Here is a 23054-nt window from a genome sequence, read left to right on the forward strand (position 1 = left end):
AAACTCCTGATTGAAGTTAGAAAGCACATCCGCAGAGTGGATGGCGAGTAATCGCCACCACCTGCGGTTGGGCAACTCTTTGATAATCCAATGTTGTAATTTTTCCAAAGAGTTCAGCGTCTTTCAGTACTTCTCCTTCTGAAAGAGTTGCAGCATCGCAAAAGGCAACAACGTTTGATGCGGCAAGGGCTGCAACTGCGTGAGCTGCAATATGAGGATATTCCTGAGTAACTTCACCGCTCAGAACCCGTTGCGAAGTAACCCCACTTTGATCACGTTCTACAAGCTCGGCACAACGCAGACATGGCGTCTTTCCCGGAATTACTATCTGACCGATTTTTGCGCGACCGCCTTCAGGGTGTGGAATACGTATAAATGTTTGTCCGTAGCTCATCCATAGAGCGAGCTTCTCTGGGTCAACATCTCCGCAGACAATTACAAGGTCAGGTGTTGATGCTTCATCAAGGTAATTAGCGCTCTTATCAAGTGGAAAGAGCGAGTAATCGCGCCTGACATCTTCGCGATTCTTGATAAAGGCAAAACCATATTGAGCTGAAGTGATTCCATCGACTGCAATATCAAGATCACCAATCTGCGCAGTGCGAGCTCCCGGAGCAAAGCGGCTCTGCGTAAAGCCGCTTGCGAGTAGAAGTGAGTAGAGAAGTGTGGCAACGCGATTGTTGCCCGAAATTTCAATAAGGAAATTTTGACGCGCACTCAGTAGCGCAACTCCACCATCTGTGACATCGCTTCTCCATGTTGTCTGCTCAAGCTCAGGTGCAATGCGATTCTGAAGTTGGATATATGCCCCATCACGTTGCGGCTTACTATTTTTGGAAGCGCGACCATCAATCTTCGAGATAAAGCGATCGCTAATTGTGATTGCGCCCTGCGTTGTATCAAGGAGTGATTGGTGGGCAAGCTCGGTCATCAGGTTATGGATTGCAATGGATGAGACCCCAGCGATGCGAGGGATCTCGTCTTCGCGTACCCCTTGCGCAAGATGCTCGGCGATGATCTTCTGCTCCGCTGTGTAGATGCGAATTGCTCGCGCTGAGGTTCCTAAGAAAAATTCGCCAGGAGTTGTTGTTTCAAAGAGTGATGTACCGCGCTTGAGTGTTCTCATAGCCGGGCATTCTCCGGCGAGCGCACGTGGTGTTAAGCGAGCGCCCGTAGATGCTGTGGAAAAAGAAATAACCCCCGCCCATAAGGGCGAGGGTTATAACTACGTATAGTGACGTAAAACTTATTCTGGCTTCTTGCCGAGAATGCGATTCACCTTGGTGCCACACACTGGGCAGATGCCCTGTGCCATGCGACGACCAGAGTCTGAGATCTTTACAGTTCCCTCGAAATCACGCTTCTCTTTGCACTTAACGCAGTAAGCGTCACCCTTGTATGTCTCTACCTCTGTCATTTTTGCCTCCGTTCGACCCATGTGCTTGGCGCTCATGTGTACTGGCTGAAACAATACCCCCGCTCACGCTCAAAAAGCCGTTTCTACGCATGAATTGTGCGTAGAGATTTGGGCAGGGATTGGGCTAGATCCTCTCGAGTTCAACGGGGGCCAAGAGAGCTCGCTCGGCTGCCTCATAGCCATCGAGATAGGCGCTGGCTAGCTCGGAATCCTCGAATCGAGCCAGGACTTCGGTGAATTCAGAGCCATGGTCGAAGTATTGGAGGTGAATCGCCTCGTGGAAGAGGACGTAATCCAGGGCGTAGGCGGGGGCAAGCTTGAGGCGGTCAGAGATGCGGATAGAGCGGTCAACGCTCGTGCATGAGCCCCAGCGCTCGCGCATCGCCCGCCATGTGACTGAAATAGGGCGCTCGGTGATTTCAGGGGCCAGCTCAGTAAGCAGTTGGTCGATTCTGGCGATGAGATCGGCCTCGCCTGGGGTCTTGGACTCCTCTTGGCTGCGAATCTTGGCGATCATCTCGGGGACGATAGCTCGCTCATCGGCTTTGCTCAGGCGGGCCGGAATAGAGATGACGATGCGCCCACCTTGGCGATAGGCCGAGATGCTCTTTTTGCGACGGGTGGAACGGATAACAAGGATTTCACCCTCGTCGACCCCAGGAAGTGTGACCTCTTCAAAGTTTTGTGAAAAGTCTCCAGTAGTCATTGAGGAAATGTATTAGATGCAATAAATATTGAAGGAGAAATCAAAGTTTTTGACAGAAAAAAATTTCTGTGTCTTCGCCATTTTCATTTGATTCTGCTCTCTATTCGTCGTACTTTTCGCATACGAAGTCCTCGGATAACCGTTTGATATCAGCAAGGGGAAGGCTGATATCAAAATGTGCGCCCGGGGACTTCGCTTTTCTTTTACCTCAAGTTTGTGCGATTAGAGCAGGCCGCTGAGGTCATCAGGAACTTGCGTCGACGATAAGAACTTCTCAGGATCAAGCAACTCTTCAGCGCTCGGCAAAATTCCGCTCCAGATTTGATCGCGGGCCGCAATATCTTTCGATTCGCGCACCTTTTGCCAGAAGGCGCTCGCTTCTCGTGCAAGCTTTGGAGTTACTTCAAGTCCCAACAGTGTTTTAAAAAGTTGTTGTGATGGCGCATTGGTTGCGCGTTGACGTCGATACATCTCGCGAAGTTGAGTAAGCGCCGGAAGTCGATCACCTGCAGCCAAAGCTGTTACTTCATCTGCCCAACCATCGACGAGAGCAAGTGCTGTTTCTAGCTTTGAAAGAGCTGCACGCTGTGCCGGAGTTTCTTCAGGTGTGAAGATTCCATTGTTGAGTGCAATCGTGAATGAGTTTTCACCAGATTCAGGGTTGAGTTGTGAAGGATCAAAGTTCTGCATCGCATCTTCTGCTTGGCGTTGAATGGCTTCCATATCGATATGGATTCCACGACCGTAATCAACGATGGCGCTGCGAATGTAAGAAACAATCCAAGGGTTATGTTCAAAGAGGCGGGCAATCGCTGCTTCGCGAAGGGCATGGAATAAGTAGACCTCTGTCTTTGGAATCTCGAGATCTGCGCTCCACTTCTCAATATTTTCAGGGATAAGTAACGGGCGAGCGGGATCAAGAAGCGGCAGACCAACATCGTGCGCACCAGTTGCAGTGGCAGAGATGCTGCCAATCGCTTGGCCTAGCTGTGTTGCAATGAGTGAACCAATGAAGGTGCGCAGAAGCCCTGCAATAGTGCCCATCGGACCTGCCATGGCCTCGCCATTTTCAGGATCGTGCGCTTGTTGCGCCATCGCTTCATCGAGCAGAGTTGAAATTGCACCAGTCAGACCCGTTGCAAGCGGCTCCATGGTTGCCTGCCACCCTTTAAGAGTCTCATCAACCCAATCAAGTCGGCTGACAGAGCGATGAGATGTGTTGCCAGTTGTTGCCGGAAAGACTGTTGCTTCATTGAGCCAGAGGTCGGCAATTTCAAAAGCGTTATCGACAACGGTGACATCTTTCGTTCCGATGGGTTGCGAACCTTGTGCCTGGACAAATTTCTTTGCAGTATCGCGAACAACAGTGGGAGGCAGAGCCTCTTGACCACCTTGAGCAAAAGCTGCAAATGGATTTACAAAACCAGTTGGATTAATTCCTAGTTGTTCAAATTGTTTCTGAATCTGCTCTTGCATCTGACGCATCATCGCGCTTAAATTTTCTTGGTTGGGATCTTCGGGCTTACCATTTTCTTCATCGCCATCATCAGGCGTGAATCCAAAAGGTGTCATCAAGATCTCCTTTAAGCGCGAAGGCCCAATTGGCCGGATTGATTCTATCGAGAGCAAGTATCGACAGTCGTATCTAAGGTATGTAACAAGTGGAGTGGGCACTTTCTTCCCGAAAGCACTAGGATTTTTACATGTCCCCAATAAGCGTAGCTGCCGGAACCAGTGCATTTGCCGCCCTTATTTGGTGGGTAGTCCCAGCAGCAGGCCTCTTTGGCGCAATTGGATATGTCATCTGGGTATCTAAATTTAAATCGAAGTTTGAATCCGAGACTTCACGTTCAGTTGGGCAGTTCCAGAGATTCCAAGAGTCTTTTCGCGAACAACCAATCCAGGAAGAAATTCCTCCCACTACATCTTCACTTCCTGAAGATCAGATTCGCTAATTCATTTAGCAAGTGGCTCGTTCAGTGCGCTTCTCTCATACGCCTCGCACTATCAAGGCATTCTTTGTAGCTCTCTTCCTACTTCCTCTTGTTCTTCCCGTTAATTTCGCCATTATTCAACCGGGTGAAGGAACGCCGCTATTTCCTAAGGTGCTGACTGTCGATAAGAAGGTCGCCACAACATATAAACCAGATGGCCAGATCTATCTTCTCTCTATCTGGGTATCAAACCCTGATGCGAAAATTCTTGGAGCAGAGGTGCTTACATGTTGGGCTCGCGCAGATTGCGTCGTCTTCCCACGTTCAGTCATTTATAAGAAGAACACAACATCGAAGGTCGAAGAGAAGAAGGCAAAGATTGAGATGGAAGATTCTCAAAGCGATGCACTCCTTGCAACGAAGGCGCTTCTCAAGAAAGAGTTTCCCGGCGTTGATACTTCTAAGCTCACAGACCGGGCAATAAAAGTTTCACTTCCCAATGTGGGTGGTCCAAGTGGAGGACTTATCTTCTCCTTGGCTTTGATCGAACTGCTAACTTCTGAAGATATTTTGCAAGGAAGAAAAGTTGCTGGTTCCGGCACCATTTCACCCACCGGAAAGGTCGGTGCAATCGGGGGAATTTCGGAGAAAATTATCGCCGCCAAAAAGGCAGGAGCGAGCATTCTCTTTGCCGCTCGCGATAATTGCGATGAAATCCCAGGTGATGTCAGCGGTATCGCTGTAGTGGCCGTATCCAGCCTCGAAGAAGCTATCTCTTTCCTCCGAGAGCCCTCTCACTCCAGTTTTCGGGGTCTGAGTGGTTGCACTAACCTAGGAGCATGAATAGAAATCGCAGCCCATTTGTTATAACTGCCGCAATCCTCGTTGCCTTAGGTGCACTAGTTACCTATTTCAGCGGTTATTACGTCGACTGGCTCTGGTTCCAATCTGTTGATTTCACAGATGTATGGACAACTGTTCTTGCAACAAAGATTCAACTCTTCCTCGTCGTAGGAACCGTTACTTCTCTCATCATCTCTCTCAATATTTATCTCGCTTATAAGCGCCGCCCTCTCTATGTTCCTGTCAGCATTGAAGTCAGCGGACTCGAAAGATTGCGCGCGCAGATCGAACCAATCCGCACATGGGTATTTGTTGGCGTCGTTGCAGCCCTTACCTACTTTGCTGGCTCATCTGGAATGGTCTTCTGGCGCGAATGGTTGCTCTTTAAGAATGCAACAGATTTCGGCGTCACCGATCCACAATTTGGATTAGATATCTCATTCTTCGCTTTCCGCCTTCCTATGTTGCAAGCAATCATCGGTTGGGGAATCTCAACTCTCGTTCTTGCCGCCCTTGCTTCTGCCTTTATTCACTACATGTACGGCGGAATTCGCACCAATGTGCAGACTGATCGCACAACGGTCGCAGCTCGCGTTCAGATTTCAATCCTTCTCGGACTTATCGTTCTTCTTAAGGCTGTTGCTTACTGGTTCGACCGTTACGCACTAGCCCTCAAAGAGAGCAAGTTGATCACTGGTCCTACCTATACCGATGTCAACGCGGTGCTTCCTGCAAAGGCAATCCTTTCTGCAATCGCAGTTGTATGCGCACTCCTCTTCTTTGCAAATATCGTGCGTCGCTCTTGGCTGCTTCCTGCAGCTGGAACAGCGCTTCTCGTAGTCTCTTCAGTTCTTATCGCTGGAATCTACCCAGCAGCTATCCAGCAGTTCCAGGTAAAGCCATCTGAATCATCAAAGGAAGCGCCATATATTCAGCGCAATATTGATGCCACCCGAGCTGCCTATGACCTCAATCAGGTTGAGATGAAGGATTACAACGCAACGCTTTCTACGAGTGCAGGGCAGCTCGCCAAGGATGCGGCAACAATTGCAAATATCCGCTTGATGGATCCAAACGTTCTTTCAGCAACTTTCCGTCAACTTCAGCAGATCAAGCCTTATTACACATTCCCAGAATCACTCGACGTTGATCGCTATACAGTCAACGGAGTTTCTCGCGATGCTGTCGTAGCTGTTCGTGAATTAAATATCGATGGAAACCCAAGCCGTAACTGGATTAACGACCACCTTGTCTACACACACGGATTCGGTTTCGTTGCTGCATATGGCAACACAGTAGATGCAGATGGAAAGCCAAACTTTATTGTGGGAGATCTTCCACCAACTAAGGGTCTTGGTGCGTTCCAACCACGTGTTTACTTCGGTGAAAACGTTCCGGATTACTCAATCATTGGTGGAAAGAAGACAAACTCACCTGTTGAATTCGACTATCCAGATGATGCATCTGCAAATGGTCAGAAGAACTACACCTACACAGGTAACGGCGGCGTCCCTGTTGGAAGCCTCCTTAATAAGTTGATCTTCGCTGTGAAGTACGGCGAACAGCGCATCCTTCTCTCAAACCTCATCAACGCAGATTCAAAGATTCTCTTCAACCGTTCACCACGTGAGCGCGTTGCCAAGGTCGCTCCATGGCTCACACTTGATGGAGATCCATATCCTGCAGTTGTCGATGGCAAGATCACATGGATTATTGATGGCTACACAACAAGTGCTGGATATCCATATTCACAATCAACGTCACTGGCAACAGCCACAAACGATGCGTTGACATCAACTTCAGCCTCAATCACTGCTCAGGCAAACCGAACTGTTAACTACATTCGTAACTCTGTGAAGGCAACAGTTGATGCATATGACGGAACAGTGACTTTGTATCAGTGGGATACCAAGGATCCAGTCCTTAAGACTTGGATGAAGGCCTTCCCTAACTCTGTGAAGCCAAAATCAACTATCTCTAAGGGTCTGCTCGAGCACATCCGCTTCCCTGAAGATATGTTCCGAGTTCAGCGCGATATCTTGAGTTCCTATCACGTGAAGAGCGCAGCAGCGTTCTACGGCGGACAAGATTTCTGGCGCGTACCTCGTGATCCATCAACATTTGGAGCTAACGCTGGTGCGCAACCTCCTTATTACATGACAGTGCAGATGCCAGGTTCAGCAAAGCCTGCCTTCTCATTGACGACACCATTTGTACCTCGCGGTGGACGTGAAAACCTTTCAGCTTTTGCTGCAGTGAACTCCAATGCAGGTCCTGACTACGGCAAGATCACCGTGCTGCAACTTCCACGAAGCACCAACATCGCTGGTCCTTCACAGGTTGCATCTAACTTTGAAGCGAAGCCAGAAGTTGCAAATGCACTCTCGCTTCTGCGCCAAGGTGGTTCAGATGTAGTGCTCGGTAACTTGCTTACACTTCCAGTAGGAAATGGTCTGCTCTATGTGCAGCCGGTCTACGTTCGTGCAACAGGTAACTCATCTGCATATCCATTGCTGCAGAAAGTACTTGTCTCATTCGGAGATGTCATCGGATTTGATAGTTCACTTAAGGGTGCACTTGATCAAGTATTCGGTGGAAACTCTGGAACAAATGCATCTGCTTCATCACCAACTACATCAAATAGTTCTGCAGATCTTGCGAGTGCACTACAAAGTGCAAAGCAAGCAATTGCTGATGGACAGGCTGCACTTGCTAAGGGAGATTTCGCTGCGTACGGTCGAGCACAAGACCGCTTGAAGGCAGCTATCGCTGCTGCGATTTCTGCGCAGTCACGTAAGTAATCTCTTCACGTATAGCAAGCTACCTATGCGATTTGGTGGAAGTACCCACCTCGTCGTAGACTGACACTTCCGACGCGGGGTGGAGCAGCTCGGTAGCTCGCTGGGCTCATAACCCAGAGGTCGTAGGTTCAAATCCTGCCCCCGCTACCAATGTAAGTAAATGTAGGTAAAGGCGCTGATTTCAGCGCCTTTTCTTATTTTCCAACCCTGCGAGATACCCTAAAGCGTGGCCAACTCAGTGAAGGTAAACAAGAGAGCCGGATACGCACTCCATGTCATGACAGCTAGCGGAGCCGTTGCCGGTCTGCTCGCTCTCCAAGCGGTCATCGATAACAATATTCGTGGCGCATTGATCTGGTTAGTTGTCTGCCAAGTTCTCGATGGACTCGATGGTCCCATTGCACGCCGAATCGATGTCGTTATACACGCACCTCGCGTAGACGGATACGTTCTTGACCTCATCGTTGATTACCTGACATGTGTAGTTGTACCGGTTGCTCTACTGGTTCGCCTTGAACTACTTCCTAGCGAATTCCAAACGTTGATAGCTGGACTTATTCTTTTGATGTCGGCGCTCTGGTTTGCTCGCACCGATATTGAGACTGAAGATCATTGGTTTAACGGCTTTCCGGCAGTCTGGAACTTAGCCGTTCCTACATATCTAGTTCTGGATCTCTCTGAGAACACTGTGGCAATCGTGACACTTGTTCTCTGCTTCTCGCAGTTAACGATGCTGAAGTTCCCACATATCGTCCGAGTCTCAACACTTCGGCTTATTACCTTGCCATTTGGCACACTTTATATCGCAACGCTCTTCTATCTCTCTTGGAGTTATTCCAACGAAACTGGAATTAAAGAGTCCATGGCCTCGGAATTAATCATGATTCTCTTCCCTATTTACATCGCAGCCATTTCTCTCTGGAGATCAATGCAGAGTGATCCTGAAGAGAGTGCAGAAGTTATTAAAGAATAACTTGATACGTAGTTACTTGATACGTAGTGAATTAGTGACAACGAAGAGGCTGCTAAGCGCCATTGCCGCTGCTGCATACATAGGAGAAGCAAGGCCTGCCGCAGCGATAGGAAGACCAATCGCGTTATAAGCAAAGGCCCAACCGAGATTTACCTTGATGGTGCGAAGTGTGCGTCGTGAAAGGGCGAGAGCCTCGATAACCCCCATCAACTGTGGGCGCATTAGCGTGATATCTGCCGTTGCAATTGCAGCATCTGTACCTGTTCCCATTGCAATGCTTAAATCTGATTGCGCAAGAGCTGCAGCATCATTGATTCCATCACCAACCATCATGACGTGGCGCCCAGCTGATTGCAGTTCAACAATCTTTGCCAACTTCGCCTCAGGGGTAGCAGTTGCAATGATGCGATCTGAAGGTATGCCAACAGCTGATGCAATTTTGTTCGCACTCTCTGCATTGTCACCAGTCAGCAACCAGGTTTCGATGCCACGTTCATGCAAAGCCGAAATCGTTGCAGGCGCATCTGCCTTGATGACATCACCGGTTGCAAAGACGGCGATAGCAACGCCATCCCACGCCAATACCGATACCGCGCGAGATTGCGATTCACCTTCTGCGATTGCTTGAAGAATCTCTGCATCAAAGGGAGTTGAGCTGTGAGCCACGGAAGCAGGGGAACCAATAATGACAACCGGCGCCTTATCTGCGATAACAACACGGCCTGCTGTTCCGATACCCGGAGTCTCGGTGAAATCTGTAACGGGGATCTGCTGTGCGCCCTGTGCAATACAGAAGTGCGCAATCGCTTGTGCAACAGGATGGTTACTCTGACTTTCCAAAGCTAAAGCTGAAGAGAGAATATTTCTCTCGTTGGTCAATTGTGCGAATTCTCGTCCAAGAACCTTCTGCGCAGATGTTGGGATAGCAACATCAAGAACCTTCATCGCCCCATCAGTGAGCGTGCCGGTCTTATCTAGTACAACGACATCGATAGAACGTGATGCTTCGAGAACTCGAGGATGGCGAATAACAATTCCGCGAAGGGCTCCGCGACCGGAAGCTACGAGAAGCGCGACTGGGGTTGCGAGGCCAAGAGCGCATGGGCAGGCAATAACAAGGACTGTGATCGCAGTAGAGATGGAATACGTGAGTGATTTATCGCCGAAGTAGTACCAAGCCTCAAATGTTGCAATCGCTAAAACCGTAACAACGGGCACGAAAATTGATGCGACCTTATCGGCTAGCGCTTGAATCGGCGCCTTACTTCCTTGAGCAGTAACGACCATCGCTGTGATGCGAGCTAGCTCTGTATCGCTACCAATACGAGTGGCGCGCACAATAATTCGACCGTTGTTATTGAGTGCAGAACCAATAACTAAAGATCCTGGTGAGACTTCTATTGCTCGTGATTCACCAGTAACTAATGAGTTATCAACCGAACTTTGCCCTGAGATAACGATGCCATCTGTTGCAATGCGCGCACCTGGCTTGACTACAAATTGATCTCCAACAACGAGATGTGAAATGGGAATGATTACTTCAGTTCCGTTGCGAATGACAGCAACTTCCTTCTCGCCAAGAGCCAGAAGTGTGGAAAGTGCGCTGCTCGCACTCTTCTTAGCCCGTGATTCGAGATATCTACCGAGAATGACAAAGAGAAGTACGCCTGCCGCTACTTCGGTATAGACATCGCCTTCTTGGGTATAGGTGGCATAGATAGACCAGATGTATGCCGTGAGAGATCCCAGCGAAACCAAGGTATCCATGGTCGGGTGAAAGATATTTCGAATTGCAGCACGGTGGATAGGGAAAGCCACAAAGAGAATGAGCGGAGCGGTCAGTGCAATGACCAACCACGATGCAAAAGAGTGCACCGCGTGTGGTGGAAGTGGAATTGAGTAATCGTTAAAGTGCGCAATCAACCAATCGTTGATCGGTTGATGCCAGCTCATCACCATTGAAATTGCAATAGATGGAACTGCGAAGAGCGCGGCAAAGAAGAGTGCACGTGCTGCGCCTTTGCGATGAAGTGCTGGGCTAGCACCGTCAGAGAGAAGAGTTGCTCCATAACCTGCAGCCTTGATCTTCTTAATTACAAGCTCTGACGATAAGTCAGCGGGAGCAAGAACATGAACTGTCTCTGATGCAAAGTTAACAGATGCAGATACGCCATCCATCTCATTGAGTGCGCGTTCAATACTGTTGACGCAGGCCGAACAAGTCATTCCGGTTACTGCAAAAGTTTGTGCAAGAAGCGGCGATGATTCAGATGGAGAGTAATTCTCATCTGAAGCTGCGTCGCTCTTATGCTTCATGAGGTCGATCTGGATATCTTCCATTTAATTCTCACCCATGGCTATACCGAAACCTTGAGCGCGTTGACCACATAATCGTGGAGCGCTGCATTTGTTGAGAGACCATTTCCGCCAAGCGATCCGTCAAGACCATCAAGGTTGGTAAAGCGTCCACCTGCTTCTCGCACAATAATGTCGAGTGCTGCCATATCCCAGAGAGCAAGTGAAGGCTCGGCAGCGATTTCGACCGCACCTTCTGCCACCAACATATGTGACCAGAAATCACCATGTGCGCGGGTGCGCCAAGCGTTCTTCATCAAGTTATTAAATGGTTCAAGGCGATCGCCCCAGCCAATGAAATCAGAGTGCGAGACTGATGCATCTTCGATTGATGAAACTGCAGAGACGCTAATCTTCTTAGGAACTTCCTTGTTCACAATGACAAATGCTCCGCCACCTTCAAAGGCATACCAGCGACGAAAGAGAGCCGGAGCGCTTACAACGCCAACGACAACTCTCTCAACGCCGTCAGCGTCACGCTCCATCAAACCAATAAGAGTTGCCCAGGTTGGAACTCCGCGTAAGAAGTTCTTTGTGCCATCAATCGGATCGATGACCCAGTAACGATTCTTCTCTGTTCCTTGCGTACCGAACTCTTCTCCAACAATTCCATCATCTGGGCGATGTGCGTGAAGCAGTGCGCGGATTGCGTCCTCTGCAGATTTATCGGCATCGGTGACAGGTGTGTTATCTGGCTTAGTTGTGACGGTGAGATCGAGAGCTTGATATCGCGAGAGAGTTATTGCATCTGCCGCATCAGCTAATCGGTGGGCGAGTGCGAGGTCTTCACCGCGTCGCGTGCTCATAGTGCGAGTCTAACGCTCCCGAGCAATTACTCGTCGGTGAGTGGCTTCACTTCCAAGAGAGAGCGCAAACTGGTGACTCTAATGAGGCGTTCATCATGCAAGGCGGCATCTGAGTCGATCCACGGATTGAGAGCGCAGGATGCTTCGTGATGAGAACAGTTCGGCATACATGTTTGAGTGACCTGATAGATATCGGGAAACGATTCGATGATGCGCTCTTTATTGAGGTGAGCAAGGCCAAATGCGCGAATTCCAGGGGTATCAATAATCCAGCCACCGTTGACCAGCGGCAGAGCAATCGCGCTCGATGATGTGTGGCGACCGCGACCGGTTACATCGTTTACATCGCCGGTCATGCGATCTGCTTCGGGAACGAGATCGTTAATAAGAGTTGATTTACCTACGCCTGAGTGGCCAACAAGAACGGAGATCTTCTCATCGAGGATTTCAAGAATTCCCGCAACATCCTTTGCGCGATCTTCACTCTTTGAAGAAGTAGTAATGATGTCCACGCCGAGAGCTGCGTACTCTTTGATGAAATCTGGCACGGGGGAGACATCTACCTTTGTGACCACAATGATGGGTTTAATCGATTCGTGGAATGCGCTGACCAGGAAGCGATCAATAAGACCACGACGCGGTTCAGGGTTTGCAGACGCTACGACAATAAGTAGTTGATCAATATTTGCAACGATGGTTCGCTCAACTCGGGCTGCATCATCGACTGTGCGACTCAATGAGTTTGTGCGCTCGTTGACAGTAACAATTCGGGCAAGCGTTCCTTCTGTTCCTGTTACATCTCCAACAATTTCAACAAGGTCTCCGACAACAACTGATTTAGGTCCTAGCTCACGCGCTTTCATAGCGGTGATAACCACGCCATCATCGGTAACGCAGGTTGTGCGCCCACGATCTACAGTTGTAACAAATGCTGTGATGGAGTCAGAGTGAGAAGGTCGATCTTTGGTACGTCTACGCGTTGTGCGAGATGGTCGGATACGTGCATCCGATTCGTCGTATTCGCGTGGACTCATAGAACCAAACTATTCCAGAGCCCTGGGAAATCAGTCAGGGTCTTACGTGTTGTAGCAACATTTTCAACGAGAATATCAGGCACGACTAAACCGATGACGGCTCCTGCTGTTGCAAGGCGATGGTCTTCATATGTGTGGAAAGTTCCACCATGCAAAGGCGCAGGAGTGATGTGCAGAGCTGTCTCCTCTTCGACCACGTTGCCACCAAGTGAGTTAATTTCGCGGGTTAGGGCAGCTAGACGATCTGTTTCATGCAGACGCAGATGGCCGATACCGCGTAGGTGCGAAGGAGAATCTGCGAGAGCTGCAAGCGCTGCAATAGAGGGAGTGAGCTCGCCAACATCATGGAGATCAATATCGATTCCATGAATTGCATCGCCACCGGTAAGAGTTAAACCATCGGCAGTAAATTCAACGCGCGCACCCATTTGGGTAAAGATCTCGCGCAGTTGATCACCAGGTTGAGTAGTGCTCTTTGGCCAATCAGCGATTGTGATACTTCCACCGCAGACCATTGCGATTGATAAGAATGGTGAGGCATTCGATAGATCGGGTTCGATCACCAGATCTTGTCCACGAAGTGTGCCTGGTTCAACTCTCCAGCTTTCAGCGCTCTTATCGACATGAACGGTCGCACCGAAATCGCGAAGCATCTGCACAGTCATATCGATATGCGGCATTGATGGCAGTGAACCACCGCGATGTTGCGCAGTAATTCCGTTGGTCATACTTGGAGCAACTAGCAGAAGTGCAGATAAGAATTGGCTTGATGCGCTTGCATCAATTGTTAGTTCGCCGCCAGGAATAGATCCTTTAGCTTTAATCACCATTGGAAGTGAATAGCGACCTTCATGTTCAATTTCAATGCCAAGTTCTTCAAGCGCTTTTATGACTGGGCCAAGTGGTCGTTCGTAAGAACGCGGATCACCATCGAATGAGATATCACCTTGTGCAAGGGCTGCAAGAGGTGGAAGAAAGCGCATTACCGTTCCAGCATTCCCAACATCAACCTTTGCTGGTCCTTGAAGAGGCGCCGGAGTTACAGTCCAAGCATCGTCATTGCCAGTAATCGCAACGCCCATTGCTTGCAGGCCGGCAGACATCAATTCAGAGTCGCGCGAAATCAGTGGTCGGCGAAGTGTCGATGGTGAATCAGCTTGTGCAGCAAGGATGAGAGCTCGGTTTGTTACCGACTTTGAACCCGGGATAGTGACGCGTGAGGAAACTGGCTTTCGTCCGCGAAAGGGCGCGGGCCAGAGTTCATGTGCTGTCATACGTTAAGTCTAACGGCTCGAACAGCGCCTAAGATTCGTAATATGTGCGGTAGATATGCCCAGACTCTTGGCGCTGAAGAGATAGTAGAGCGCTTTGAATTAGCAGGTTCGACTCTCGATCAATCGCTGCCGCTCAATTGGAATATCGCACCGACCAACGATATTTACATAATCCGCAATGAATCTGATTCTCGAATTCTCGATTCTGCATCATGGGGGATTATCGCGCCATGGCAGAAATCATTTGCTGATGCCCGCGCATCGCAATCACATGCGATCAATGCGCGCAGCGAATCCATTCACGAGAAGCCAACATTTCGCCACGCCTTTAGAACTTCACGTTGTTTGATTCCTGCAACTGGTTATTACGAATGGGCGACTTCACTTGGCAAGTACGCACCAAAGCAACCGTTTTATATTTCCCGCGAAGATCGAGAACAACTTTCTATCGCTGGAATTTGGAGTTCATGGCAGAGTGAAAAAGGGCAGGTAATTCAGAGCGCTGCAATCATTACTCGCGAAGCAGTTGGCGAACTTGCAACGATTCACAGTCGCATGCCGGTCTTCATGCCGATCGAACGGTGGAACGATTGGCTCGATCCACAATCACGCGACATCAACCGCTTGATAAATATGATGAATATTCCCGAGCCAGATGCGGGGCTCGTTGCCCAACCCGTTGCGTCTAGAGTCAACGTAGTAGCAAACAACGGCCCTGAACTAATTATTCCCATTGAACTCGGAGCGCCAGAGACCCTCTTTTGATATAGCCTAGGCGTAATGACATCGAAAGATTTGGTACTAGAAAGCGCTGCCGATCGCACCATTCGGTTCGAGCGCGATGCTCTGGTGTTTACAAATCAGTTATATGCAGCAGCACTTCGCTATACAAAGAACCCTGAAGATGCGCGCGATCTTGTGCAAGATACCTACCTCAAGGCATTTGCTTCATTCCATCAATTTGAAGAAGGTACCAACTTACGTGCTTGGCTCTATCGAGTACTCACAACAACATTTATCAATACCTATCGCAAAGGTCAGCGCCAGCCGCAGATTGCCAATAATGAACTCGAAGATTGGCAAGTAGCAGAGGCGCAATCACATACAAGTGATCTCGGAAAGTCTGCAGAACAAGAAGCACTTGAAAACCTTCCTGATAGCGATATCAAACGCGCACTGCATGAAATTCCTGAAGAATTCCGCATCGTTGTCTATCTTGCAGATGTCGAAGGCTTTTCTTATAAAGAGATTGCAGAGATAGTCGGCGCACCTGCAGGAACTGTCATGTCACGTCTTCACCGCGGACGTAAACAGCTGCGCGAAAAACTTGCCTCCTATGCAAAGGAGCTCGGTTACACAACCGATGCCCCAGCTACCGACTCTTCAAAATCAAAGAAGAAGGGAGGCGCAGAATGAGCTACATCGAGATTCAATGCGGCGAAGTTTTAGCATCAGTCGTATTTATTATTGAAGGCGAACTACAAGAGATTCCTCAAGCTGCCGCCATCCAATCTCACCTAGTTACTTGCGCACCATGTTCTGCCGAACTTGAGCATGAACGTTTGATGCAGCAGATGTTGCAAGATGTCCTCAAGCGCACCTGCGATGAGCAAGCACCCGAAGATCTCCACCAAAGCATTCACCGCCAACTTCGCGCACAGATGGCAGGGGCAGGCGCTACTGAAGTAGTAACCCAATTCAGCATGACTGAGATTTCAATTGAGATTGATGAATTTGGAAATGTGGAGCATCGAGAAATTCAGATCGAACAGACACATATCCAGCACTTTATCGACGACGAGGACTAATCTCCTTCGTATGAGACCTGCAGAAGAGGTATTGGGAGCCGTTGGCTTCTCTGTTCTCTCTGTTCGCCCCGGCGATACCTGCGTAACTATGGGAGTTTCAGATCTTCCTGTAGTTGCACCATCTATCTATCTCTCACTGATGGAGAGTGCATGTGTTGCAGCGCTATCTGAATACTTAGATGCTGGCGAGACTACTTTTCTTACCCATTCATCTCTGGAAATTGTCGGCTCTGCAACCGCTGGCGTTGAAATCCGCGCCAATGCACGCGTTATTAATATTGAAGGGCGCGAGCTCACATTCGAGTGCGAGGTTTATGACGGTGAACGCCATCTTGCACAAGCAGAAATAAGAAGAGCGACTGTCGAGCGATTATCTTTCCTCGCTCGTACAGCCGCTCAATCTTTAATTCAATAATTCCTTAAACAATTAAGCCTTCTTGGTCTCCCAGAAGATCGCTGCAATCTCATCGATCTTTGCGATCAATGAATCTGCAACTGCAATATCTTGAGTTCCCTTTGTTCCTGCAGCTCCTGCAAGCTTTGTCGCCTCATTGAAGAGTGAGTGCAACTGTGGGTACTTCTCAAAGTGTGGAGCCTTGAAGTAATCAGTCCAGAGAACCCAGAGGTGCTCCTTAACCTGATGTGAACGCTCTTCCTTAATTGCCACAGAGCGTGAACGGAAATCTGCATCTGGGTTAGCTGCATACTTTTCCATGCAAGCCTTCACTGAGAGCGCTTCGATCTTTGCTTGAGCAGGATCGTAGACACCACATGGAAGGTCGCAGTGTGCGTGGACAGTAATTTTCGGTGTAAGAATATTTCTCATAAGCGCGAGGGTACTCGAAGCCTTAGAATCTCGCCATGGCAAAGCATGCATCGATGATTATTGAAGGCGATTCGATGGAGCCCACCTATAGCGCCGGCGATTGGTTAATGGGGCGCTGGGCTAACTACAAAGTCACCGGCCTCAACCGCATCAAAGTCGGTGATGTTGTCGTGATAGAACGCGATGAACAGCCCGGAATCTTCTATGTAAAGCGCGTGAGTGAAACCCGCTTATCAGGCGATCAGCTTCCAGCAATCTATCTATTGAGCGATAACCCCGCAGGAACTGATTCACGCACCTGGGGTTGGATTCCTGTTACTTCAGTGCGCGCAAAGATTCAATTCCGAATGAAAAGAGCCCGCGGAAGAAAAAAGAGCTAGAGGCTAGCGAGCTTCTCTTTCACTGCAATCACTGATGGATTGGTAAGTGCAACTCCATCTGAGAACAAAAGAGTTGGAACAACGCGGTTTCCGCCATTTACCTCTTCAACGAAAGATGCATAGTTCATCTCTTGCTCAACATTGATCTCACGGAATGTAATTCCATTTTCATTGAGCTGGCTCTTGAGTCGCTTGCAATATCCACACCAATCGGTGCTGAACATAACGAACTCTTGTCCCGATAAACCAAGCTCTTGAACTGGAGTGCTCATCGTGTGAATGCCTCGACCATTAACGCCTTTGCCTCGTCCTCGTGCAAGTGGTGGTTACCAGTTGCAGGAGAAGCTGATGCGCGACGAGAGATGCGACGAAGAACGCGACCATCGACAGATGTTCCACCGATTGCCTCAGTTGTGCTGAGTGCAACGTGTGGCCATGCGCCTTGGTTTGCAGGTTCATCTTGTACCCAGAGCAAGTTAGCGCTTGGATGCTTCTTCGCTTCAACTTCCATCTGTGCGACAGGAAGTGGATAAAGGCGCTCAACACGAACGATTGCAGTGCTGCTGTCATTGAGGCGATTACGTTCTGCCACGAGGTCGTGATAAATCTTTCCTGAACAGAAGATCAAGCGAGATGCGTTATTCACTGTTGAATCACCAATCACAGGAAGGAATGTTCCTGAAGTGAAGTCACTGATTGATGACGCTGCAGCCTTAAGACGCAACATCGACTTCGGTGTGAAGACAACCATTGGACGACGCTTTGGATTTGCTGCGTGGAAGCGCAACAAGTGGAAGTACGAAGCTGGAGTAGATGGCTGTGCAACAGTCATATTCTTCTCAGCGCAGAGAGCTAAGAAGCGCTCAATACGAGCTGATGAGTGATCTGGGCCTTGGCCTTCATACCCATGTGGAAGCAAGAGCACTACTGATGAACGCTCGCCCCACTTCTGAAGTGCTGAAGAGACGAATTCATCGATGATTGTCTGCGCACCGTTTGCGAAGTCACCGAACTGACCTTCCCAGAGAACGAGCGCTTCATCGCGGACAACTGAGTATCCGTATTCAAAACCCATCGCTGCATATTCGCTGAGCAATGAGTCGATGACGAAGAATTGATTTGCATCAGAGATGAGCGAACGAAGTGGTGTCCACTCGCTGCCATTCTCCTTATCGATGATTACTGCGTGGCGGTTAGAGAATGTTCCGCGACGTGAATCTTGTCCTGCCAAGCGAATTGGTCGGCCTTCCTTAAGTAGTGAACCGAATGCCAGCATTTCACCGGTTGACCAGTCGATAGTGCCATCGTTGATTGACTCTGCACGCTTTTGAAGCTGTGGCAGAAGCTTTGGATGGACGTTAAACCCTTCAGGGACTGCAATCTGTGTCGCTGCAATCTCGCGGATGAGTTGTTCTGAGATAAATGTTGGTACATCTTCTGCATTAGGAACAATTGGAGGCACGAAGTTTGGATCGTGCTCTTCTTGGTAATTAGCAACGGATGCAAATACTTGCTCGAGTTGGCTCTGGTACTCAACTTCAATCTGTTCAGCTTCAACCGGAGTGATATCTCCGCGACCAACAAGTGCTTCGGTATACAAAGTACGAGTTGTGCGCTTTGCATCAATCAGCTTGTACATAAGTGGCTGAGTGAAGCTTGGTTCATCGCCTTCGTTGTGTCCGCGACGGCGGTAGCAGACCATGTCAATCACGACATCTTTATTAAATGCTTGGCGATATTCGAAGGCAAGGTGGGCAACGCGCACACATGCTTCAGGGTCATCACCGTTAACGTGGAAGACAGGAGCTTCAACCAACTTCGCAACATCTGTTGAGTAACGAGATGTACGAGAAGAGCTTGGTGACGTTGTAAATCCAACCTGGTTATTTACGACGATATGGATAGTTCCGCCTGTGCGGTAGCCCGGCAAGCCAGCTAGCTGCAAGGTTTCAGCGTTAACACCTTGTCCGGCAAATGAGGCATCACCGTGAAGAAGGATTGGAAGAACTGAGTACGCACCCTTTGTATTGAGGCGATCCTGTTTTGCACGAACAATTCCCTCAAGCACTGGGTTTACCGCTTCAAGGTGTGAAGGGTTTGCTGCGAGATAAATCTTTGTTGTCGCACCTGATTGAGCAGTGAAGACACCTTCTGTACCCAAGTGGTACTTCACATCTCCTGAACCGTGCACTTCATTCTCTGCGTAATGTCCCTGGAACTCTTGGAAGATCTGTCCAACAGACTTACCTGCAATATTTGCAAGCATGTTGAGGCGTCCGCGGTGTGGCATACCGATACAGACTTCATCGAGTCCACGTTCTGCCGCTGCTGAAACGATGGCATCGGTCAATGGAATAACAGATTCGCCACCTTCAAGTGAGAAGCGCTTCTGTCCCACGAACTTTGTCTGCAAGAAAGATTCAAATGCTTCTGCGCTATTGAGCTTGCGCAAGATGCGGAGCTGTTCTTCACGTTCGATAGATGGCAGGCCAACCTCAATATGTTGCTGCATCCACTGACGCTCTTCAGGGTTTGAGATATGCATGTATTCAACACCGATTGAGCGGCAATATGAATCACGAAGGATTCCAAGAATCTTACGAAGTGGAAGGAATGCCTTTCCACCAAATCCACCTGTTGCGAATTCACGATCAAGATCCCACAAAGTAAGTCCGTGAGTAACAACATCGAGATCTGGATGTGTGCGCTGCACGTAAACCAGCGGATCGATATCTGCCATGAGGTGGCCCCATGTGCGATATGCCTGGATAAGTTGCTGAACGCGCGCTGTCTTATCGATCTCATCGTCTTTAGTAAATGCAAAGTCTGATGCCCAACGAATTGGCTCGTATGGAATACGGAGCGCTGTAAAGATTTCATCGTAGAAGTTATCTGCACCAAGCAAGAATTCATTAATGCGCTTTAAGAAATCACCTGACTGTGCACCTTGAATAACGCGGTGATCGTAAGTACTTGTAAGAGTAATGACCTTGCTAATAGCCATGCGGGCAAGCGTTGCTTCACTTGCTCCCTGGAATTCAGCTGGGTAATCCATTGCACCAACGCCGATGATCAAACCTTGTCCCTGAACAAGACGTGGAACTGAGTGAACAGTTCCGATTGTTCCTGGGTTAGTCAGCGAAACTGTTGTTCCTGCGTAATCTTCAACAGTCAAAGTTCCGCCGCGGGCCTTCTTCACAATCTCTTCATAGGCAACCCAGAACTGACCGAAATCAAGTCCTTCGCAGCCCTTAATTGATGGAACAAGGAGCTGACGAGTTCCATCTGGCTTGGCCAAGTCGATCGCAATACCTAAGTTGATATGTTCTGGCTTACCAAGCGCTGGCTTTCCATCGAGCTCGCCATAGAAAGCATTCATCTCTGGCATTGCACGAAGAGCCTTGATCATTGCGTAGGCGATGATGTGAGTAAATGAAACTTTTCCACCACGTGTGCGCTTGAGATGGTTGTTAATAACAATGCGGTTATCAATCATCAACTTCGCAGGAATTGCGCGAACTGATGTTGCAGTTGGAACTGTCAATGAAGCTTCCATGCTCTGAACAACGCGAGCAGATACTCCGCGGATTGGTTCAAGAGTTGATGCACCAGGTGTAGCCAAAGTTGGAATTGGTTTTGCAACTGGCTGAGCCGGAGTTGCAGGAGTTGTATCAAGAGTGCGAACAATTTGTTGTGATTGCACTGGTGCAGCTGCGACAGGTGCAGCTGGAGTTACAGGTGCTTGCACAGCGGGAGCAGCAGCAACCGGTGCAGGTGCCGAAGGTGTCACTGGCGCGCCCTGTACAGAAATATTTGGAGGAGTTACAGGCTTTGGTGTTGGTGGAGTTCCGCCCTTAGGAGCGTTAGCAACAGCAGCTCCTGCTTGAGGATTGTTCTGGAAGTAGGAAATCCACTCAGATGGAACAGAGGTTGGATCTGCTAGATAGCGCTCGTACATCTCTTCAACGAGCCAATCGTTTGCGCCGAAGTCCTGACCTGATTGCGACACTGAGCGCTCCTTTGCGTTCTCACATACTTACTTATTACATACATCTAGCGTGCGGATGCAGGCTAAGACTATCGGCTGTGAGCGTGCTGAAAAAATGGCAAAAGCCCTCCAGAGTGCGCGAGATTGGGCACATTTCTACCTTCAAAAGGCGAGGTATCCCAATCCTTGAGAGAGTTCGCTCATGTCATCTGAGAGCACCCGCCCAATCGCCATCATCACAGGTGGAAGCCGAGGCCTAGGCCTAGAAGTCGCAAAGGCTCTCTCACTGCAGGGATTCGATCTCGCACTCATTGCTAAGGATGCACAGCGCCTAGAAGCAGCAGCTCAGCAGTTGCGTGATGCGGATACGCATCAGAACGGATCTGCCACCTCTCACATCTCCACATATGCGTGCGATCTCGAACAACCTCACCTTGTTCGCGAACTCATCGATTCACTCAACCAATCACTTTCCACTCCAACAGTTCTCGTACTTGCCCATGGCGTCATGAGCGAGAAGATGTCAAAGACATTAAAGACAAACGATGCCGAATGGCGACGAGTCATGGCAATTAATCTCGACTCTGTCTTCCAACTTGTCAATGGAATTGCACCTGCCATGGCAGACGCTCGCAATGGTCGCGTCATTATCTTCTCTGCATGCCTTGGACGAATGTCAGGACCAGGAAATGCAGGCGGACTTGCTCCTTACAGAATTTCTAAAGCTGGCGTTAACGCACTCGTTCGCAACCTTGCACATGAAACAGGTCTCGGCGCTCGCGGATTCCTCGTTGATGCAACATGTCCAAACCATTCACGCACCGACATGGGTGGCCCCGATGCACCACGTTCAGCTGAAGAAGGTGCAGCTACTGCAATCTGGTTAGCAACAAGAGAATTTAACGCTGGCGATACAACAGGCGTTCTTTGGGAAGATCAACAGATAGTTCCTTGGTGACGCGAAGCTCGACTGCATCGCATTGGCACTTTTAACTGTTCTCGTTCTTGGCGATGACGAATGCAAAGTACAAAGTAGGTAGTGCCAGAGCAAGAATGATGACTGCTCCAATATAGAAAGCCCCTTGTATTTGATAGTAAGCAACACCAAGAGCAATTAAGTTAGCCAAAATCGCTGGCGATCTTCCGTAATTCTTTCCTCGCGCATATCCGCGACCTGCTGCAAATAGCCCAAGTGCACCAAGAGCAGCAAATGAAATCTCACCTAGAAGTGGCGCCAGCTCTTCATTCTCATGAGTAAAGCTAAAGAAGACTAGCCATAGACCTAGGGCAAGCACGATGGCAGCTTCTACAAAAAGAAGGGTTGCCACGATAGAGCGATGTGAAGATGAGAGTGCATCATTTGCAGCCATGAAGCAGACTTTAGCAGGCTGGTATCAGTCAACGCTTAATTGGAAAGCGTGATGACTTTTTCTCATGATGGGCTTCGCGACTCACTCACCATGCTCGCAGCCCCACCATATTTTTATGAGAATTTACGTCGAGAACTAGCAACAGCAGAGAGAAATCGATCGCGTTTCACATTAATTAGATTTCAACTCTTTCCAAGAGATGAGCAAGCGAGCCTTGCATCAGAAGAATCTCAATACGAACTAGCAATCCTCTCTTTTGCAGAAGTGTTGAAAACATCTGTACGGGCTGAAGACTTATGTGCCCGACTTGGGAGATTTGAATTCACAGTAATTTTGAAGGCACCTTCGGCAGTCGCGGAATCATTGACTTCAAGAGTTGTCACTAGTTGGAGTAGCCACCAAGAGTGGAGCAAAACGGCTCTATGTAAGTCTGCGATTGTGACTGCCAAAATTGGTGAAAGCTCCCTAGAAATTCTCAATCGACTCGATAACCAAGAGTTAATCGGTATAACTCAGAGTTAACTCATCTCCTATCTATC

General features: G+C 49.0%; 23 protein-coding genes and 1 tRNA gene. 12 read left to right on the plus strand and 12 right to left on the minus strand.

The genetic code is table 11. The features are described 5' to 3' along the window. Positions 1-16: 16 nt before the first annotated feature. From A1sIA56_RS00865 to A1sIA56_RS00880, 4 genes are all read right to left on the minus strand, one after another. Positions 17-1126 (minus strand): hypothetical protein, encoded by a 1110-nt coding sequence (locus tag A1sIA56_RS00865; protein ID WP_095673085.1) that lies wholly within the window; start codon positions 1124-1126, stop codon positions 17-19. Between the two features lie 120 nt (positions 1127-1246). Next, entirely contained in the window at positions 1247-1417 is a 171-nt protein-coding gene (locus A1sIA56_RS06945) for a DUF5679 domain-containing protein (protein ID WP_095673086.1), read from the minus strand. A gap of 124 nt (positions 1418-1541) precedes the next feature. Beyond that, positions 1542-2123, minus strand: coding sequence for a M48 metallopeptidase family protein (locus A1sIA56_RS00875; RefSeq protein WP_095673087.1), 582 nt, complete (start codon positions 2121-2123; stop codon positions 1542-1544). A 222-nt stretch (positions 2124-2345) separates the two neighbouring features. Further along, positions 2346-3695, minus strand: coding sequence for a zinc-dependent metalloprotease (locus tag A1sIA56_RS00880; RefSeq protein WP_095673088.1), 1350 nt, complete (start codon positions 3693-3695; stop codon positions 2346-2348). Positions 3696-3826: 131 nt separating this feature from the next. Between A1sIA56_RS00880 and A1sIA56_RS00885 the strand changes: the two genes are divergently transcribed. From A1sIA56_RS00885 to A1sIA56_RS00905, 5 genes are all read left to right on the plus strand, one after another. Beyond that, positions 3827-4078, plus strand: a complete 252-nt coding sequence (locus tag A1sIA56_RS00885; RefSeq protein ID WP_223298444.1) for a hypothetical protein — start codon at positions 3827-3829, stop codon at positions 4076-4078. 12 nt (positions 4079-4090) lie between these two features. After that, positions 4091-4900: a S16 family serine protease gene (locus tag A1sIA56_RS00890; protein ID WP_095673089.1), complete on the plus strand. Its 810-nt coding sequence runs from the start codon at positions 4091-4093 to the stop codon at positions 4898-4900. Continuing rightward, on the plus strand, positions 4897-7701 hold the full coding sequence (locus A1sIA56_RS00895) for a UPF0182 family membrane protein (RefSeq protein WP_095673090.1): 2805 nt from the start codon (positions 4897-4899) through the stop codon (positions 7699-7701). Before A1sIA56_RS00890 ends, A1sIA56_RS00895 begins: the two co-directional genes overlap by 4 nt. A 73-nt stretch (positions 7702-7774) precedes the next feature. Further along, a tRNA-Met gene (locus A1sIA56_RS00900) sits at positions 7775-7851 on the plus strand. A 76-nt stretch (positions 7852-7927) separates the two neighbouring features. Then, positions 7928-8674, plus strand: a complete 747-nt coding sequence (locus tag A1sIA56_RS00905; protein WP_223298445.1) for a CDP-alcohol phosphatidyltransferase family protein — start codon at positions 7928-7930, stop codon at positions 8672-8674. Positions 8675-8686: 12 nt separating this feature from the next. Here the strand turns inward: A1sIA56_RS00905 and A1sIA56_RS00910 are convergent, their stop codons facing one another. Genes A1sIA56_RS00910 through aroA form a run of 4 tightly spaced genes read right to left on the minus strand, consistent with a single transcriptional unit; the run spans position 8687 to position 14143 of the window. Beyond that, positions 8687-11014, minus strand: a complete 2328-nt coding sequence (locus A1sIA56_RS00910) for a heavy metal translocating P-type ATPase (RefSeq protein ID WP_223298446.1) — start codon at positions 11012-11014, stop codon at positions 8687-8689. Between the two features lie 17 nt (positions 11015-11031). After that, the gene (locus A1sIA56_RS00915) at positions 11032-11835 is read right to left on the minus strand and encodes an inositol monophosphatase family protein (protein WP_095673092.1); all 804 of its coding nucleotides are present in this window, start codon (positions 11833-11835) and stop codon (positions 11032-11034) included. A 26-nt stretch (positions 11836-11861) separates the two neighbouring features. Further along, a complete protein-coding gene (gene rsgA, locus A1sIA56_RS00920) occupies positions 11862-12869 on the minus strand; it encodes a ribosome small subunit-dependent GTPase A (protein WP_095673093.1) in 1008 nt (335 codons plus the stop codon). Further along, on the minus strand, positions 12866-14143 hold the full coding sequence (gene aroA, locus A1sIA56_RS00925; RefSeq protein ID WP_095673094.1) for a 3-phosphoshikimate 1-carboxyvinyltransferase: 1278 nt from the start codon (positions 14141-14143) through the stop codon (positions 12866-12868). The genes rsgA and aroA overlap by 4 nt, the downstream gene beginning before the upstream one ends. Positions 14144-14185: 42 nt before the next feature. Between aroA and A1sIA56_RS00930 the strand changes: the two genes are divergently transcribed. Genes A1sIA56_RS00930 through A1sIA56_RS00945 form a run of 4 tightly spaced genes read left to right on the plus strand, consistent with a single transcriptional unit; the run spans position 14186 to position 16366 of the window. Further along, positions 14186-14908, plus strand: a complete 723-nt coding sequence (locus A1sIA56_RS00930; protein WP_095673095.1) for an SOS response-associated peptidase — start codon at positions 14186-14188, stop codon at positions 14906-14908. Between the two features lie 15 nt (positions 14909-14923). Next, positions 14924-15559: a sigma-70 family RNA polymerase sigma factor gene (locus A1sIA56_RS00935; RefSeq protein ID WP_095673096.1), complete on the plus strand. Its 636-nt coding sequence runs from the start codon at positions 14924-14926 to the stop codon at positions 15557-15559. Then, positions 15556-15951: an anti-sigma factor family protein gene (locus A1sIA56_RS00940; RefSeq protein ID WP_095673097.1), complete on the plus strand. Its 396-nt coding sequence runs from the start codon at positions 15556-15558 to the stop codon at positions 15949-15951. Before A1sIA56_RS00935 ends, A1sIA56_RS00940 begins: the two co-directional genes overlap by 4 nt. A gap of 10 nt (positions 15952-15961) precedes the next feature. Next, positions 15962-16366: a thioesterase family protein gene (locus tag A1sIA56_RS00945; protein ID WP_095673098.1), complete on the plus strand. Its 405-nt coding sequence runs from the start codon at positions 15962-15964 to the stop codon at positions 16364-16366. 12 nt (positions 16367-16378) lie between these two features. Here A1sIA56_RS00945 and sodN read toward each other — a convergent pair whose 3' ends face one another. Beyond that, on the minus strand, positions 16379-16777 hold the full coding sequence (gene sodN, locus A1sIA56_RS00950) for a superoxide dismutase, Ni (protein WP_095673099.1): 399 nt from the start codon (positions 16775-16777) through the stop codon (positions 16379-16381). A 35-nt stretch (positions 16778-16812) separates the two neighbouring features. On the opposite strand from sodN, the gene A1sIA56_RS00955 reads away from it, so the two are divergent. Continuing rightward, positions 16813-17157: a S26 family signal peptidase gene (locus A1sIA56_RS00955; RefSeq protein ID WP_095673100.1), complete on the plus strand. Its 345-nt coding sequence runs from the start codon at positions 16813-16815 to the stop codon at positions 17155-17157. On the opposite strand, the gene A1sIA56_RS00960 is transcribed toward A1sIA56_RS00955, so the two are convergent. Next, complete coding sequence (locus tag A1sIA56_RS00960; protein WP_095673101.1) at positions 17154-17429, minus strand: glutaredoxin domain-containing protein; 276 nt, start codon at positions 17427-17429, stop codon at positions 17154-17156. The two genes, A1sIA56_RS00955 and A1sIA56_RS00960, sit on opposite strands and share 4 nt — an antisense overlap. Continuing rightward, positions 17426-21166, minus strand: a complete 3741-nt coding sequence (locus A1sIA56_RS00965) for a multifunctional oxoglutarate decarboxylase/oxoglutarate dehydrogenase thiamine pyrophosphate-binding subunit/dihydrolipoyllysine-residue succinyltransferase subunit (RefSeq protein ID WP_095673102.1) — start codon at positions 21164-21166, stop codon at positions 17426-17428. The genes A1sIA56_RS00960 and A1sIA56_RS00965 overlap by 4 nt, the downstream gene beginning before the upstream one ends. Positions 21167-21347: 181 nt before the next feature. Here A1sIA56_RS00965 and A1sIA56_RS00970 point away from each other — a divergent pair, with 181 nt between their 5' ends. Next, the gene (locus tag A1sIA56_RS00970) at positions 21348-22103 is read left to right on the plus strand and encodes an SDR family NAD(P)-dependent oxidoreductase (RefSeq protein ID WP_095673103.1); all 756 of its coding nucleotides are present in this window, start codon (positions 21348-21350) and stop codon (positions 22101-22103) included. 31 nt (positions 22104-22134) lie between these two features. On the opposite strand, the gene A1sIA56_RS00975 is transcribed toward A1sIA56_RS00970, so the two are convergent. Then, complete coding sequence (locus tag A1sIA56_RS00975; protein ID WP_095673104.1) at positions 22135-22515, minus strand: hypothetical protein; 381 nt, start codon at positions 22513-22515, stop codon at positions 22135-22137. 51 nt (positions 22516-22566) lie between these two features. Between A1sIA56_RS00975 and A1sIA56_RS00980 the strand changes: the two genes are divergently transcribed. Beyond that, positions 22567-23037, plus strand: a complete 471-nt coding sequence (locus A1sIA56_RS00980; protein WP_095673105.1) for a diguanylate cyclase domain-containing protein — start codon at positions 22567-22569, stop codon at positions 23035-23037. Positions 23038-23054 lie beyond the last annotated feature (17 nt).

Origin of the sequence: Candidatus Planktophila sulfonica, from assembly GCF_002288065.1 — a bacterium.
Classification (GTDB): domain Bacteria; phylum Actinomycetota; class Actinomycetes; order Nanopelagicales; family Nanopelagicaceae; genus Planktophila; species Planktophila sulfonica.

Coding starts and splice junctions, on each gene's coding strand:
- A1sIA56_RS00865 (WP_095673085.1), bottom strand. CDS start 1,126: ATGAGAACACTCAAGCGCGGTACATCACTCTTTGAAACAACAACTCCT.
- A1sIA56_RS06945 (WP_095673086.1), bottom strand. CDS start 1,417: ATGACAGAGGTAGAGACATACAAGGGTGACGCTTACTGCGTTAAGTGC.
- A1sIA56_RS00875 (WP_095673087.1), bottom strand. CDS start 2,123: ATGACTACTGGAGACTTTTCACAAAACTTTGAAGAGGTCACACTTCCT.
- A1sIA56_RS00880 (WP_095673088.1), bottom strand. CDS start 3,695: ATGACACCTTTTGGATTCACGCCTGATGATGGCGATGAAGAAAATGGT.
- A1sIA56_RS00885 (WP_223298444.1), top strand. CDS start 3,827: ATGTCCCCAATAAGCGTAGCTGCCGGAACCAGTGCATTTGCCGCCCTT.
- A1sIA56_RS00895 (WP_095673090.1), top strand. CDS start 4,897: ATGAATAGAAATCGCAGCCCATTTGTTATAACTGCCGCAATCCTCGTT.
- A1sIA56_RS00910 (WP_223298446.1), bottom strand. CDS start 11,014: ATGGAAGATATCCAGATCGACCTCATGAAGCATAAGAGCGACGCAGCT.
- A1sIA56_RS00915 (WP_095673092.1), bottom strand. CDS start 11,835: ATGAGCACGCGACGCGGTGAAGACCTCGCACTCGCCCACCGATTAGCT.
- rsgA (WP_095673093.1), bottom strand. CDS start 12,869: ATGAGTCCACGCGAATACGACGAATCGGATGCACGTATCCGACCATCT.
- aroA (WP_095673094.1), bottom strand. CDS start 14,143: ATGACAGCACATGAACTCTGGCCCGCGCCCTTTCGCGGACGAAAGCCA.
- A1sIA56_RS00930 (WP_095673095.1), top strand. CDS start 14,186: ATGTGCGGTAGATATGCCCAGACTCTTGGCGCTGAAGAGATAGTAGAG.
- A1sIA56_RS00935 (WP_095673096.1), top strand. CDS start 14,924: ATGACATCGAAAGATTTGGTACTAGAAAGCGCTGCCGATCGCACCATT.
- A1sIA56_RS00940 (WP_095673097.1), top strand. CDS start 15,556: ATGAGCTACATCGAGATTCAATGCGGCGAAGTTTTAGCATCAGTCGTA.
- A1sIA56_RS00945 (WP_095673098.1), top strand. CDS start 15,962: ATGAGACCTGCAGAAGAGGTATTGGGAGCCGTTGGCTTCTCTGTTCTC.
- sodN (WP_095673099.1), bottom strand. CDS start 16,777: ATGAGAAATATTCTTACACCGAAAATTACTGTCCACGCACACTGCGAC.
- A1sIA56_RS00955 (WP_095673100.1), top strand. CDS start 16,813: ATGGCAAAGCATGCATCGATGATTATTGAAGGCGATTCGATGGAGCCC.
- A1sIA56_RS00960 (WP_095673101.1), bottom strand. CDS start 17,429: ATGAGCACTCCAGTTCAAGAGCTTGGTTTATCGGGACAAGAGTTCGTT.
- A1sIA56_RS00970 (WP_095673103.1), top strand. CDS start 21,348: ATGTCATCTGAGAGCACCCGCCCAATCGCCATCATCACAGGTGGAAGC.
- A1sIA56_RS00975 (WP_095673104.1), bottom strand. CDS start 22,515: ATGGCTGCAAATGATGCACTCTCATCTTCACATCGCTCTATCGTGGCA.
- A1sIA56_RS00980 (WP_095673105.1), top strand. CDS start 22,567: ATGACTTTTTCTCATGATGGGCTTCGCGACTCACTCACCATGCTCGCA.